Raw genomic sequence first — 15,773 nt, 5'->3', positions numbered from 1 at the left:
CTCCGCGCGGCACAAAAAGCCACGCTGTAGCTACAGCGTGGCTGTCGACAAGTCACCCGAACTTACCGATTTCCCTTAAAGTGTGCCCAATCCAGAGCAATACCCCTGGCCACCACTTTGGTGCCGCTGATCTCGAACTGACCGTTGCCCGTCTGCGAAATCGACTGCCCGATGACAATGTTGCTGCCGAACCCGGCCAGCTGCGTTCGGTGCATGTAGCCTTCCGTCAGCACCCGCCCAAAGTTGCCAGGCACGATTCGTTCGATAGCAATGCCCAGAAATAGAGCCGCATCGTCTGCTGCCGTCATCAGCCGTACCGTGTTGATCGACGTATCGTAGCAGACAGCCGACCAGCGGGGAATGCCCGTCCCTGTACTGTTCAGCAGGGTTACCTGTTTGTCCTGAATCTCGGGGTAGTGCTCGCCTTCGGTGACGTTGTGTTCAAAGGCGGCTCCCGCTGCCCCTAGTACCCCATTGATCAGGGCCAGGATGGTCGCATTGGACTGCGCCGTATAGTCCTGGTTGAACGTTATGACTTTAGACGTCCCATCCTGAAAGAGGCAGTTTAACGTCTTGGTGGCACTCGTGCAATTGCCTAGTCGACGTCCCAGGGTGTTAACAATCGCTTCGTTATCAAAGCCCACCGGAATGCCGCTGATGTCCCAGCTGCCGTACAGGTAGCCGCCAAGTCCACCCCCACCGTCGTGGGTGGTTACAGTGCCAAAGATCAACGGAACCGCCGAACCGGATACCCGAACCGACGTGCCGGTACTGTTAATTCGTAACGCCCGCCCGCGTGTGTTGTCCAGAAAGCCGATGTTGCTGCAGTCTGACAGCGTAATGTTGTACTGACAATGGTCAGCCACCTGGTTTTCTGGCCGTTTGGTCAGCCAGGGATTATCGTCGAGCACGATATAGCCCGGCGTGATGCTGCAGCCGCGCAGATCGATGGTGCTGGTCACGCCCGAACCGAGTGGCTGCACCACGATCACCGAACCCCACCCGCCCGTTTTTACCAGGCGGCAGTTGCGGAGCTTGTTGACGGTTCCCCTGGTGAAGTCCTTATTGTCGTGGATGTACCAGCCAGTGCCGGGACCTATGAACGTCACATCCTCGAACGTTTCGTCGACGCCACTGCCCGAGCCGTACCCCCAGGGGTTCTCGGATGTCCAGACGGTCAGTGGACTCATGCCCGATTCAGGGTGCGCCTGCCGCCAGGCTCTGGCCCCCTGGTTGCCAAAGTGATGAATGGTGCAATTCTGAACATGGTGGCGAGCATCGACATTGTTCCCGCCCGCTTCGCTGTGCACCGGGTAACGCATATTGCGGCAGGTGATGGTCAGGTTGTAGAGCTCACTGGTGGCGTCCACCCAGATCGTTGAGCTCAGTGAAATTTGGTCATCGGTGGCCCAATCTGGCATTTCACCGGCTAGAATACAGGCATCCCGGAGCGTACCGCGTACAATCGTGTAAGGCTTGATATGGTACTCGACTTCGGTATTGATGGCCGGATGAAACAGGATCTCATACCAGTGGTTCGGTGAGCTGTCAACTATCGAATCATTGGCCAGCTTCACGCTGGTAAAGTCGCCCGTACCGTCCGCTTTGACCGTCAGCGTGGTGATCGACAGCGGGCTTGGAAAGTAGCCCACCTGTCCCTTCAGGGCGCTGATCTGCGCGTCCCGGTGCTGGAGTTCCTGCTCCAATACGTATTCATTCTGCTGGTAGCCAGTCGGCACGATGGGCGTATAGATCGTTTTAAGAATCGAAAACGATTGTAATACGGTAGCCGCTGGTATTCCCCCACCGATCTGCAGGAACGGCATCAGATCACTATCCCCTGCTTGAATGGTATAGGTAAACGAAAAGACCATCAGTCCATTCGTTTCGGCTTTTTGTACGTTGGCGGCCTGCCCCTGCAGTTCCTGGCTGCCACGTTGGACGTTTAGCCCACAGTTCAGGTGCGGGCGAATCCCCGCGTCCACCTGCGCGACCATCGTGAACTGCACCGCTTTGCCCACCAGCACCGACCAGTTAACGAACTGGAATTTGTTAAACAGCGGTTGGATGTAACTGTCCCTACCCGTCTGGCCAATGGGAATTTGCAACGCCTTGCCACTCTGAACCGCCCCATTGAATGTAATGTAATTCGTCAGGATTGGCTTCAGGGTAAACGATAACGTCTGGCTGTTGATTTGACTCTGCTGGCCAATAAGCTGACTTTGTAGGTTATTAATCTGCCCCTGAAAGGGGAGCGCGTTGATCTGCCCTTGGAGGGTGTTGGCCCGCTCATCCAACCGCCTGATCTCCCGCCGAAATACGTACTGGCTCGATCCCATGCCAGCAGGCGTAATCGGAGCGTAGCACAGATCGACAATGCGAAACGTCAACTCGACTTCAGTCGCCTGCCGGTTGTCGTAGAGTTGAACGAACGGTTTGATGGCCGTGTCACCCGTTTGGATCGTATAGCTAAACGACAGCGCCAGGATGCCCGGTGCAATGAGCTCCATGCCGGTCGTTTGCGCCTGGTAATCGACGTCCTGGCCATTGCGGGTGATCCCACAGTTCATACGGATTTCGTCAGCCAGGTCAGGGCTCAGCGCCACGATGGCCATCATGTGGATGGTGTTGTTTACCTGCCAGTTATCCAGCTGAGCGGCCTGCAGGTTATATACGATGTACGACAGATTGCCCGTCTTTCCTACTGGAATCCGAATCGTGCTGCCGTCAAGCACCGCCCCGGCCAACGGGATGTATTCGGGTGCGGTGGCCACCGAGAAGCACAGGGTTTTATCGTCGATATCGGCTTGTTGTTCGGTCAGCGTGTTGCGTACCCGCTCAAATTCCAGCGTGGCCGGGTTGGTAAACGAATCGGTTTGGATGATGTAAAACGTGGCCTCAATCGTGGTGTCGACCGTTCGGGCAACCTGGTTGGTTACCTGAAAGAACGGCTCGATGCTGCTGTGGCCAGCCTGCACCGTGTACTCCATTCGTATGCGCCAGCGCCCCTCCCCCATGGCTTCGGTGGTCAGGTTGGTCGCTACGTTAGCTTCCTGGCTAAACGGTGCGGTACGTCCGTTGGCTTGCCAGCGCACCAGGTCGATACCTGCCGCGTCCGAACTGGTCAGGTCGATGTAAAGCGTCATCTTGCGACCAACGGGAACGCCCGCCAGGGGGTACGCTTTCAGGAAGAAGGTGGTTTCGCCCGTCCGCCCAACCGGAATCGTAATGCCCCGCATCAGGAATACAGCGCCATTAAACACCTGCCCCTTGTTGTCGCCATTTAGCAGGGTAAAGGGTGCCGTCCGCTCATACGTCAGTTTGCTGAGCATACCGGGCAGCACCGATTCAGGAGCCAGCGTCGCTTTCAGGTCGACCTCGGGAGCCCAGCTATTGTCGGGGTTCTTCAGCCGCAACTTGGTGCCGTTCCACTCGAAGGCGGGAAAGAACGTATTGGCCTGCAATACGCTGTTAGCGACCGAGGCCAGCCAGCGCACCAGAATCTTCAGCAGCGCCCGCGTCGTGCCCGCCGTATTTAACCGCTCTTTATTGTCGGGCAGGTTTGCGTCAATCTGCCCTTCGATCAAGGTGCTGTCAATTGGCCCCTCAATCGGTGTATTACCTATTGCCATAGTTGTATTAGGATGAAAAAGAAGAATCGAAGGAAAAATCGAAATCGGCATCGGGGAAGAGCTCCGCCAGGCTGGTCGTTTCCAGTCGGTACACCGAGTGGGTGCTGCGCCCCCGAAAGGCCAGCGTGAGTTTATTGCTGTCGGTCTGGTAGCGGCTTAGGGTCAGTCGGAGCCCGTTGTCGGGTTCGCCCGCCAGCCAGCCCTGGCCGTTGCCATCGAGCCAGAACACCACCCACCGCTGCTGGCGGTGGTCATGCAGCCAGGCGTCGAGCTCAGCCGTTGGACCAGGCAGGGTGACGGTCAGGGCTGGCTGGTAGCTGGTGCCATCGGCTGACTGGTCGGAGCTTTCTTCGAATAGTCCGGTGCGAACCGGAAACTGCAGGCGAGTGACGATGGCATGCGGCTCGACGAGTAGCCCGGTGCGGTGTACGGTGTGCGGCTGGCCAGCCACGGGCAGCATGGCCGGTGAGAGCACCGCCAGCACGTCGATGGCTCGCAGGAGCCAGGCCGTTCGGACGTAGCCCGTGTTGGCCTGGCCTCGCCAGTGGCCAACGGTTTGTTCGGTGACGATCATGGGTCAAAATTACCCTGTCCCTACCCCCTCAAAAGGACCAAAAAGCGGGCTTTTTTGGGGGTTAGAAAACACAAAAAACCGCCACTGCGTACAGCAATGGCGGTTTTTTGGCTCATTTTGCCCGGACTTTTTAGTCACAAACCGGACATTTCGCGTAAAAGCCGGACTTTTTAGGCGTAAGCCGGACTTTTTGCGCAAATATTTTTTTCATTTTTTCGGCCATTCCGGTTCAAATAATCCCGGTACACCTTGCGCATGGTCTCGAACTCGACGTCGACGTCACTTTCGATGCCGTAACGTTCCAGGAAGGTGCGGATGTAGGGGCCGTAGTTGCCGCCCGCCAGTTCGTGTACTTTGCGCACTTCGCAGATCAGCGACCGCCGAAAGATCTCGTCGAGTTGCTTGGTCAGGGCCGGAATCTTGTCGGGTGGAATCTCGTAGCTTTTCTCCCGGCAGTAGTAGCGAATGGTGATGGTGGTGCCCTTGGCTTTTTCTACCTTCAGTGGGAAGGGGTACGAACGCGAGACCAGGTTCATCAGCGAGCCGATCTCACTCCATTTCTCCACGTGTAAGACCCCTTTGTCGTTGGCTTCAAATTCCCCTTCTAAAAACTTCTTTAGGTATTTTGGTACGGTGAGCGTAATACGTTTAAGCATTGTAGGTTGACAACTACGAATAGGTTGAACATAAGTAAAAGTTACGTTAGAATTAACCGGTGGAGGGGTACGTAAATATATACGTTCCTTTTCACATGTGAACATACCGGCTAATTAATGTTTATCACTTCCCCCCGAAGGTGGAGATGCCCGCAATCAGCGCATCCAATCGCCCGGCCTGGTTGGTGTTGTAGACCGCCCCTTCGACCCCATTAACCGCCCCCCGCACCTGGTAAACGGCTCCTTCCACCGCGTTGATGCTTCCCTTCAGGCTGCGCACTTCAATCGACAGCCCGTCGACCGAGCGCGTGGTTCGGTTGGCTGAATCGGTCAGGGCCGCGTCGGTGCGGTCACCCAACGTATCGAGCGCCTGCGTGGTGTTTTGGCTGAGCAATTCTACCGCCCGAATAACGTCGTCACTCAACCGGCCAATCGCCTGTTTCTGATCCTTGTTCAGCGTGTCCAGACTCGTCCGAGTAGTTGTACTCAATTTGTCCAGTACCTGCTGTTCGGCTCGGCTGGTGGTGTTGATCACCCGCTCGGTACGGTTGCCCAGCGTGTCCAGGAAGAACTCGATGTTGGTCGTCAGATCGTCCAAATTGCTGTCCCCCCGTTTGATCAGCTGCTCAAAGCCGTCCTGCGTGGTTTTGGTCAACTTCGCGGCATCCTGTTTGCCCTGCTCCTGCAGCTTAGCCAGGCTGTCTTTCAGCGCCAGCGTCAGCGATAACAGCGCCAGCCGCTCCGCTGCTCCGTGGGTGTCCATGGCCTTCACCATGGCCCCGGTCGACTCGGTAAAGCCGGTGCCTACTTTCAGGCTTAGTCCGAGCATCGATAGGCGGTTGGCGTTACCGTTCGTATCGATGGCCCTGACGATATCCTGACTGGTTTTATCGCTGCCCTTTAAGATGGCGTTCACCAGGTCTGCGTTATCCGCTCGCTGCGTGAGCACCATGCTCAGCAGCGTCGAGCGCAGGGTCGTGTTCAACTGGTCAAAGCCGGTTTGCTGCCCCGTTCGGATGTCGCTCAATTGGGTGGCCAGGTCAGTCACCAGGTTGATCAGGACCAACCGCAAGTCAGCACTCAACGTCGTGAACCCTTGCCGCTGGTCGGTGCCCATCTTATCGATGCCCTCGACGATCTTGTTCAGTAGCTTCAGCTGCTCTTCGCCCTGCTTTCTGGCCGCTTCACCCGCTTCCCTGGCTTCGGCTTCGCTGATGCCTGCCCCGCCGTCGCTGCTGCTGCTGTCGTAATCGACCACGCCCCCGTCGTCGTAACGTCTGCGCGGTTGGGGTTTGGTCGGAATGCCGCCGTACAAAAACATGGGTCGCTGGTAGCTCTCGGGCTGCAGCATGCCCCCGTCTTTGAAGCCAAGCGCGTTCCGGTCGATGACGGGCTGACTACGTCGACCAGGGGTGCGGGCGTTGGCAAACATGCGCTGAATAATGGGCAGATTGGCCTTGGTCTGCTCCTGGCTGATGATGGCCTCGTTGCCTTCCATTTCGCCCACCTCCTGCCGACTTCTCCGGTCGATCAGGGCAATGCCCCCCGTCCCGTAGGTTGACCCATGACGGCCACCCTGCGCAATGAAACCGCCATGCTCGAAGGATGGCATCGACTGCCCCCGAATGGTACGCACCTGCAGCGCCGTGGCAATAGCCGTCGCTGCCGCAAAAGCCAGGTTCAAGGGGAAGAAACCCGACGCCAGGGCTTTTACTGCCGCCAGGGCTCCCGCAATCAGTGCACTCTTGACGTCAGCATCCTGCTGCGCTTTCCAGGCCTTTTGCTTGGCCGCTCGCTCGGCATCCGCTGCCCGCTTGTTCTCGGCTTCGATCTGCCGATTCAGTTCCTTCTGGTTCTGAATGCGGGTTTGCTTTTCGGCTTCGACCTTCTTGAGTTTCTCCCGCTTTTCGCGCTCCGCTTCGTCGAGCTTTTTGTCGGCTTCCTCCTTGGCTAATCTGATTTTTTCCTTCTGATCTTCCTTGGCGTTGGTCAGGATCTCCTTGGCCGCTTTCTCGTCCCCTTTCTGAATCGCTTCGATGGCTTTGAGCTCCGCATCCTGCTGATCTTTGGCCAGGTCGATCTTCGTTTTAGCGGTATCCTTAGCCAGGTCCGTCTGCGCCTTCGCGGTGTCCTTGGCGGCATCGATCTTGGCGGTGGCTTCGTCGGTGGCCTGCTGCTTAGCGGTTTCGAAGGCCTGCTTGGCTTCGGCCAGCAGCTTGGTGCGGGTCTCCTGGTCAACGTCCTTGCGTTTGTTGATCGCTGCTATTTCCGCATCCCGAGCCGCTTCAGCCGCGTCGATCTTTTGGTTCTTCTCGTTGGTAGCCGCTTGAATAGTCGCTTTCTCCGCTTTTTGAGCCGCTTCGATGCTTTGCTTGGCTTCGTCCTGAGCGGCTTCGATGGCTTCCGAAGCGGCATCCCGAGCCGCTTCACTCTTGCCTTCGGCGTTTTCCTTGTAGCCCTGAATCTGCTCGTCGAGCTTCTTCTTTTCGGCTGAGCTCGACAGCTGGCGGTACTGCTGTTCCAGGCTCGATATCGTGCTCTCGGTGGCTGATTTGATGGCCGCAATCTTGTCGTTCGACTCCTGCGTCACCCGCTGCTTCTCTGCTTCGGCCACGTCCTGAGCCGCCTTCTCCGCTGCCAGCAGATCGTTGAGCAGTCTGACCTTTTCGTCGCGTTCCCGCTTGGCTTCTTCGATGGCCCGGTTGGCTTTGTCCTGCTCTAATTTGTTCAGGAATTGGACCGCTGCCGTGGCCAGCTGCGCCACGGCTTCGTACTTGGCCATGTTCTCCTGCAGCCGCTTCTGCCAGGCTTCCTTTTCCTTGGTGACGATCTTATCAGCATGCTCGACGAAGCCCATCAGATCGCCCTTCAACAGGGCTGAGAACGCACTGCTGGTTTCAGTCCAGATGGCGTTCTTTTTGGCTTTGAGCTCCTTTTCGATCTTCTCCTTTTCGGCGGCTCCTTTGGCTTCGGCCAGAATCCGCTCGTTGATGTAGCGGGCTTCGATGGCCGTAATCGTCTGCTCCTGCAGGTTTTTGTCGGTGATCTCCCGTTTGGCCTTGGCTACTTCAGCATTCTCTTCGGCGTTTAGCTTATTGATGGTTGCTGCCACGTCCGCTTTCACCCGGCGCAAGTGAATGTCGGCCAGTTTATCCGCATTGTTTTTGGCCTTAATTTCCTCCCAATCCAGCAAAGCCTGCTTCGCCTGGCGCTCCTGTTCGGCGATGTTTTTCATCGTTTCCAGTCGCTTCTGCTCTTCCTCTTCGGCCTTCTTGCGTTTCTTCTCGGCAAACTCAGCGGCCACGCGGGCAATGTCGCCTTCTAAGCGCAGGTTCAGGTTGGCGATTTGCTGGTTTTTGAGCTTCACATCCTGCAGGCCACGCTGAATCTCCTGCGCTTCCAGATCATGCTTGGCCATCAGTTTGGCAAACTCCCGCTGCATCTCGTCTTTGATGCCCGCAATGTGAGCATCGGCTTCCAGCTTGGCCAGGTCTTCCAGGGCTTTCTCGTTGGCCTGCCGAACGTCTTCCAGGTGTTTATCCTGTTCCTTCAGGGCTTTTTTGCGGGCTTTCTCCGCTTCCTGTTCCCGTTTCTTCTGCGCCTTTTCTTCATCAGCGGTCATCGTGTTGAGTGCCGCCTGATGGGTCTCGGTCAGGGCTTTGCCTGCCGCTGTTCCTGCCTTCTTGGCTGATTTGGGCAGTTCGGCGGCAATCCGCTCGTCGTAGCCCTTGGTAAACGCATTGGCGATTTTATGGCTGGCCATCGTCATTTCAGCCGCCAGCGCCCCGAAATTGAGACTCTTCACGGCCTGGTACAGTCGCACGATAACGTTGACCCCTTCCTTCATCGCTGCCCACAAGCCCGAGAAAGCTGCCCGCACTTTGACGTTCGACTCGTAGAGCGTATAGAGTGTCCCGCCTAAAATCGTCAGTACGCCAATCACGATACCAACGGGGTTGGCTCGCCAGGCGGCATTCAGGGCGTTTTGCGCTATCGTCAGCGCGTTGGTAACGATCACCCGCCCTTTGTCCAGCGCGGTCATTATCGTGGCTTGTGCAGCCTGTAATCGCTCCGATAGCGTCCGTCTGCCCGTGGCGGCAGTCGCTGCGTTCTCGGCTACCGTTCCCGCTTCCGTAGCCGCCGTCGACAGGGCTTCGGCAGCGGCTTTGCGAGCAGCTTCAGCGGTTCGAATCTTATCGGCTGCTGCCGCCAGGCTGCTGGCAGCGGCTCTGATCTTCTCGACGGTAGCCACCTTCAACGATTGCACCGACGCGATGATCAGCTGCGCGTTAAACGCCACCAGGCCGGTCACCAAACCAAGTACCAGCCCCCGGTTCTCCACCAGCACTTGCGGGAAAGCGGCAAGCACTTTGAGAAAAGCCAGCCCGTATTGAATGGCCAACGATACCGATGGTGCCAGCTTCTCGCCCCAACTGACGGCGTAATTAGTGACCGTGGCCGTCCCTTGTTTGATGGTTTCCGACAGCGTGGCCATGTTTGTCTTGGCCTGCGTGGTTGCCTCATTGGTACCGGTCATGTTCTTGGTCATCTGCGCAATCTGCTCGCGGTGGGTGATGACGTGTCTGGCCGTAACCAGGTTCTCCTGGCCGAAGAGCTTGACCATTTGGCTGGTCGACAGATTCTTCTTTTCCAGATTTTCCAGCGCCTTGTCCAGTCCCACGATGGCCGGGTTGGTGTCCCTGGCTCCCGACATGAGCTTGACCAGCATGGTGCGTAAACCCGTACCGGCCTGCTCGCCTTTGATCGAAATGATCGACAGGCTCTGCAGGATGGCGTTGGTCTGCGTAAAGCTGATGCCTGCCGCTGCTGCTACCGTACCGGCGTACTTCAGCGACGAGCTCAGATCGTTCATTTCGGCTGACCCTTCCTGCGAACCAGCGGCCAGTACGTTCACGTATTCGGCAGCATTATCGGCTCCTTTTCCCCACTGGTTAAGCGACTCCGCGACCAGCTTGGCCGCTTCGGCCAGGTCGATTTTGCCCGCCTTCGATAGTTTGATGGCCTGGTCGGTAACCGATGCCAGGGCTTCGGCATTCTCGGCCAGTTCGGGCTTGGCAGCAGCCAGCAGTTTGTATGCTTCCATCATCTCAGCGGCTGACTTGCCAAACGCTGGTCCCGTTTCCATGGCCCGCTGCTTGAGATAGTCCAGCCCCTCACCGGTAATGCCCGTCACCGCTGACATGTCAGCGGCAGCTTCGTCGAACTCGGCAAACTTGGTGACCGCCGTCGTCAGCGCATCCTTGATGGCCATCCCGATGCCCACAAAGCTGGCCGTGGCCACCAGGGATAAGCCGCTCACCCTGGCTTTGATTCGATCCCAGAGCGTCGGAGCCGCCATTTCTTCGCCCGTTTTCAAAACGTGCTCCATCTTGGTGTTGACCTCGTCGAAATCTTTCTTGGTCTGATAGAGCTCTTTGGTGGCTTTGATGAACTCTTCGGTACCGGGTGTCAACGTCGTCAGCCGGTCGGCTAGTAGCTTGACCTTGGTTTCTAACTGGCCATAGGTGAGCTCGCTGTTCTTGGCTTCCAGCAGCTGCTTGTGCATGGCCGTGGTCGCGTCGTCGACGGCGTTCCGAATGTTGTCGTAATAGCCTTCCACCGACGCCAGCTTCTTGCTGGTTTCGATGAACTCTTTCGACGTCGGATTTAGCGTATCTAACTTCGCCTTCAACTGTTCGATCTTGGTCTTCAGCTGGCCGAAGGTCAACCCGGCATCAGCCATATCCGTCAGATCGTCGGTGGCTTTTTTGGTGCTGGTGCTGAGCTCTTTTACCGACTTGTCGATCTGATTGTAGTACAGCGTGGTGCTGCCCAGCTGCTTGGCCGTATCGATAAACTCCTGCGTTTCGGGGGGCAGGGTTTCCAGCTTGGCTTTCAGCTGGTCGATCTTCGTTTTCAACTCCCCAAACAGCAGGCCGGAATCAGCCATGCCCGTCAGGTCTTTGGCGGCTTGTTTGCTGGCTGTACTGGTCGCCTTAGTCGATGCCGTCACCTGGTCTAAGTACTGGCGGGCGTTCTGCAGTTTGGCGGCAGCTGCGTTAAATTCGTCAGTGCCTGGCTTCAGGGTTTTTAACTCTTTAGCCAGCCGCTTGACGTAGTTTTCCAGCTGGCCATACGACAGCGTTGAGATATCAACCTCTTTGTGCAGCTTGGCGGTTTCGGCATTGACTGCCGCCAGTTCATTCTTTAGCTCTTTCCAGCGTTCCGACTTTTTACCCCCACCCTTCTCAATCTCATTTAGGGCCGTCTTGAGCTCGGTGGCTCGCTTGTTCAACTGAGCGAGCTCGTTGTCCAGGTCTTTGCCCCCTGTACTCTTCAGGGTTAAGGTGGCTGTTTCGTTTAGATTGATCGCCATGATTAGTCTTCAAAAAGGAGTTTGAAACCCCGCATCGTTGTCAGCTGAGCGGCTTCGAATAGGTCACGAAAGAGATAGGGTAAGACGTCCTGCAGGAGCGGATCAGAGTAAATGCCCCGGTAGCCCCGCTTGACGTTGGGGTGCATGGCCCGGTTCATCTTCCAGCCCCACGCAATGCGCTCGATGGCTTTGGTGTCGCTGGCTGGTCGGAGCAGGTTGGTCTTGCCAGGTCCGTAGCCCGATACGCGGGGGAAATTATTGAGACCGTAGAGCTCCACTGCCCGTTCCAGTGCCGCCAGCGGTGGGGTGCGGACGTAGTTGAGATTCTTCATGTCGGCAATGCGCACCAGGGCTGACATCTGCAGCCTGGCTTCCACGTAGCCTTCAGCCTCTTCGGCGGCAAACGCCAAAAAGGAATTGAGCATCTCGGACGTCAGAACCAGGCCTGCGTCCCGAATGCGTTGTTTGAAAAGCTCTTCTGCCTTTTTGGTGTAGCCGTTCAGAATGACGGCGGCATCGCGGTTGGTGGTAAGCCAGGTAGCCCGCGCATCACCCCGCATACCTCCCGAATAACTGCCTTTGGAATCTGCCATGGTACGAACGTAGGCAGTGGATTGGCAAGCAGGAAGGACCGTTCCACGCGGCACAAAAAAGCCCTGCAGTTCGGTGCAGGGCTTTCATTTACTTATTTTAGTCAGGCCTATGCAGCCACCAACAGGCACTCAGCCGGTTTCGTAATGGGCAGGCTAACATTCACGCTCAGTACGAAATAGTCCACCCCGTCGACGTGCACTTTCTGGTGCCACTTCAGCGTGGCCAGGTCGCTTTCGTCGAGCGAGAACGCCTGCTTGATGTAGAACTGCTGCTGGCGCATGGCTTCGAGTTCCTGCCAGTGGTTTTCATATAGCCCATTATTCCCATTCCAGTACAGCGAATAAAACCCTTTGGTGGGTGATGCGTCGGCTTCGCCCACAATGCCGCCGTTCCAGAACAACAGTCGGGGGGCAAACGTACCGCTTAGCTGGCCGAATTGCGCCGTAATGCCGATCTGTGCGGCTTTCGTGCGCCCGTCGATAGCATCGCTCAATAAGGTCGAAAAACGGCTCTTTAAGGGTGCAAAATTAGGGGTACTGCCCGGTGTCATGTAATCCGCCATGACCGTTGGTTTGTCCTTCATCAGCTGATCGCCCGAGTCCAGGTCGTAGCTCAGCTGCAGCCGGGTATTCACCTCCGGCGTTTTGATCGCTCTGCCCACCGCCTTTGAGCTCCAATCCACCACGGCGGCTTTGGTCAGCGCGTCCTGCCAGAACCCAATGGTGAGCCGACGATTCACGTAGTCAAAGTCGAAGCGCAGGTTGAAGAGCTTGCGAATTTCCAGCAGCATTTCGGCCAGCGTCATCGTCGGCAGGTGCCGGTTCACGGTTACGTCGGTAGCCTCGTCGAGCGCCCTGGTATTGTATAGGATCAGCTTCGAATACACCGGGTGCGTCACGAAATCACCGTCGATGGTCGTGTTGGTAGCCAGCCCGATTTTCTTCAGCAGCCAGGTCAGCATGATCATCGGGGTTTTGGGGCTAACGTGCCCCGGTCCGCTGGTGTCCATGTCGTTGACCAGTCCGTTGTAGTTGATCGATGCCCCATTGGTGCCGTAAAAGTCGGGGTTTCGAATCAGCGGAAAAGCTGCTGCCGTCATGCCGTTGGCCTTGATCTCCGCGCCCGTCATGCCCGCCAGCGGCAGGCTGCCGAAGTCGAGCTCAGGCAGCGGCTGATTCTGCCAGTCGCCAAAGAACTCACCCAGCGGCTCTACCATCTGCCCTGCGTAGCCGCCCGCTCCCGCTTCGGTCAGCACAAACATGGCCTCCCGAATCAAATGGCCATTGTAGTACTGCTCAAACCGACGTCGCTGCAGTACGGCTCCGATCTGTGGTTGCTCCCAATAGCCGAAGATGTGCTGGTTTCTCCTGGTGAGCGGGAAAGTCGGCAGGTTGGCCGTAGAGCCCGGAATCTTGGCGTAATCAAAGTGCGGGTTGACCAGATTCATGTCCAGGCCACTGCCCGCCTGCAGTTCGACCGATAGGCCGTCAATGCGAATGTCCAGGCTCATCGATCCTGTAGTTTAACGTAAAACAAATCACCCTGCGCCGGAGCCACCCCGCCCCCGCCTGCCTGAATCAGCGCAATGAGCTCGTAGCCATCCCGGTTGTGGGCGTACTCATGGCTGCTCAGCGGAATCCCGTTTTTGTAGATGGTCATCCGCTTGGCCGCATAGGGTGCTCCCAAACTGTACAGCTGCCAGTTGGTGTCACCCACCGGAAAATTCAGATCATTCACGCCAACCGGGTAGATGAACGTCCCGCTTTGGTCCTGCAGGCTCTGCGTGTTGCCCATGTCAGCGGGTCCGTTCAGGCCGTCGTTGTGGTAGATGGCCGTGGCCGTCGGGTGGCTGAACCGAATGTGCCACTGCCCTGGCGGTACGTTCCAGGTGTAGGTTTCCGACAGCGAGCAGCTGCCGTTCGCGTTGGCGTAGGCCTGCGTGTCGACGCTGGCAAAGGCCGCTTCAGCCAGCGTGTTGGCATCCGCCTGGCTTTCGCCCCCGTACTGGCCAGCGGCAATGGTGATGCTGGCCGGTCCTCCCTCCTGGCCACCAGGGCAGGTGGTTCGCCTGAATTTGCCCATGCGGCTAATTTCGGCACTCGGGTACGGCGTCGAGCCGGGTACCACGCCTGGTATGGGCGTCGGGTTGATGTAATCAGCGGCTCCCTGCGCGTTGGGTTTTTCAGCTATCGGCTTGACGTCGGTACCGTCGTCGGTGTAGTACTTGCGCAGGCGAATGGGTGCCCCCAGGCCGGTACGTTTGCCGTAGCTGTCCAGCACCTGCCGAAACCCGATACCCCGCCAGGCGGTGGGTCTTGCGGCCTGCGCGGGCGTAGCGGGCAGGCTGCTGAAGTTTTGCTCCACCTTGGCTTTCTTCAGCGTCAGGGTGCGGGCTACCAGGTCGCTGTCATCCTGGTGGGTGATCAGTTCGGTGGTGGTCAGTAGCATGGGTACCTGCCCCTTGTCGCTGACCAGGTAGATCGCCTTGGTCAGCAGGATCTCGTTCAGGTAGCGAAGCCAGGCGCTGGCCTGGCGGGTGAAGTAGCCCGTCGACACCGTCAGCGTCGAATCGCCTTCGATGGTCACCACGCGCAGGCTGGCCACGTCGATCTGGCTGGTGTCCATGTCGTCGGTTTCGACGATGGTGCGCCGAACGGTGGTACTCTGATTGCCCTGGCCAAGCAGCCGAAGCGTATCGTAACCCGACAGGCTGTTCTCTAAGAGCAGAAACCGTTCCTGTGGCTGGTAGTCGGTGTCGACGATAAACCGACGCACCTCAGTCAGTCGGTTGTCGTCCCCATCCGACAGCCACAGCTGGTAGCTGGCCACATCCTTGGCCAGGGCGTTGGCCTGCATGCCCGCTGGTACGCAGATCACCTGGTTCAGCGACGCTCCGCTGAGCGAGTCGACCGTTTTGGTTTCCGTCTGGCCAGTGCGGTAGGTGATCTGCAGTCGACGGTTGATGGTGGCCGGTACCGGAGAGCAGTTCAGCAAAAAGTACAGGTATTCGGGCTGCTGCAGCGATACGGTTTTGGTGGGGGGTTGCCAGGTCAGGAACTGGCGGGTGTCGCGCAGGTAGCGGTCAAAGAAATGATCACCCCACCCGGCAAAGTCTTCGTTGGTCAGCCCGCCCTTAAAAATCCATTGTTTCGGCCTGGTGAGCTCGTGATTTACCCCATCTCCGGTGATGGTTTCCTTCAGTTGGAAGGGCATCGTCAGCGTCGGCACGATGCTCATTTTGGTCTGGCCGAAGTCGGGCTTTTGGCTGACCAGAAACCCGTCGAGCACTTCGTCGATGCGAAACTGTGCCCCGTCAAAACGCATCAGGCCACCAACGTTCTGTGGTGGCCTTTCCCGCCCGGTCAGGGTGGTGAGCCCCTCAAAGTCGATGCTTTGGGGGAACGATGGTACCAGCAGCGTCAGGGCATAGCGCAGGCTGCTGCGATCAGGCAGGGTCGTGTCGGCAGCATCGAGCAGGATATCGAGCCGGTTGCGGGACAGCGAGAGCGGATTAAAGACCAGCTTGGTGGCCAGCGGATCAATCATGGTAAACGAGTTTTACCAAAGATTGCCCCCGCTACCAGCACCGGAAAGGACGTACTACCAGCTGGTGATTATGGCCAGCGGATCATCGGGTTGAATGATAACCTGCTCCGTTACCTCGCCAGGATTGGGCTTGTCTCGTTCGAACTGGTACGTAATGACCAGGTCTTTCGGTTCTGGCTTTTCGCCGTACATGGCGTAGTACTCATCGATAGCAGCCTGGTGTAAAACCGTGGCAAATTCAGCCAATGAATCAATGTCTGTTCGTAGTTGAAAACCGCCATTAATATGCCAACTGGCGGCATTCACAGCCATGGCCTCAATGGTTGTTTTCCAGGGTCGGAGCGTTTCCATTTTGAACGTCGCCATAACTACCGTAGTTAGTTTTGCTATTGCGT

At 57.3% G+C, this 15,773-nt stretch carries 8 protein-coding genes; all 8 read right to left on the bottom strand.

Annotated elements, in window-relative coordinates; genetic code table 11:
• Window positions 1-62 precede the first annotated feature (62 nt).
• The gene (locus ACYVAD_RS10185; protein WP_461139381.1) at window positions 63-3,632 is read right to left on the bottom strand and encodes a hypothetical protein; all 3,570 of its coding nucleotides are present in this window, start codon (window positions 3,630-3,632) and stop codon (window positions 63-65) included.
• 7 nt (window positions 3,633-3,639) lie between these two features.
• A complete protein-coding gene (locus ACYVAD_RS10180; RefSeq protein ID WP_461139380.1) occupies window positions 3,640-4,083 on the bottom strand; it encodes a hypothetical protein in 444 nt (147 codons plus the stop codon).
• Window positions 4,084-4,376: 293 nt separating this feature from the next.
• On the bottom strand, window positions 4,377-4,862 hold the full coding sequence (locus tag ACYVAD_RS10175; protein WP_461139379.1) for a hypothetical protein: 486 nt from the start codon (window positions 4,860-4,862) through the stop codon (window positions 4,377-4,379).
• A gap of 124 nt (window positions 4,863-4,986) precedes the next feature.
• Window positions 4,987-11,238, bottom strand: a complete 6,252-nt coding sequence (locus ACYVAD_RS10170) for a phage tail tape measure protein (protein WP_461139378.1) — start codon at window positions 11,236-11,238, stop codon at window positions 4,987-4,989.
• A 2-nt stretch (window positions 11,239-11,240) separates the two neighbouring features.
• Window positions 11,241-11,831 (bottom strand): hypothetical protein, encoded by a 591-nt coding sequence (locus tag ACYVAD_RS10165; protein WP_461139377.1) that lies wholly within the window; start codon window positions 11,829-11,831, stop codon window positions 11,241-11,243.
• Window positions 11,832-11,938: 107 nt separating this feature from the next.
• A complete protein-coding gene (locus ACYVAD_RS10160) occupies window positions 11,939-13,342 on the bottom strand; it encodes a hypothetical protein (protein WP_461139376.1) in 1,404 nt (467 codons plus the stop codon).
• Window positions 13,339-15,378, bottom strand: coding sequence for a DUF5977 domain-containing protein (locus ACYVAD_RS10155; protein WP_461139375.1), 2,040 nt, complete (start codon window positions 15,376-15,378; stop codon window positions 13,339-13,341). Before ACYVAD_RS10155 ends, ACYVAD_RS10160 begins: the two co-directional genes overlap by 4 nt.
• 54 nt (window positions 15,379-15,432) lie before the next feature.
• Window positions 15,433-15,744 (bottom strand): hypothetical protein, encoded by a 312-nt coding sequence (locus ACYVAD_RS10150; RefSeq protein WP_461139374.1) that lies wholly within the window; start codon window positions 15,742-15,744, stop codon window positions 15,433-15,435.
• Window positions 15,745-15,773 lie beyond the last annotated feature (29 nt).

The sequence above is a fragment of the Spirosoma pomorum genome, assembly GCF_054776615.1.
This window is presented reverse-complemented; position numbering and strand designations above follow the sequence as displayed.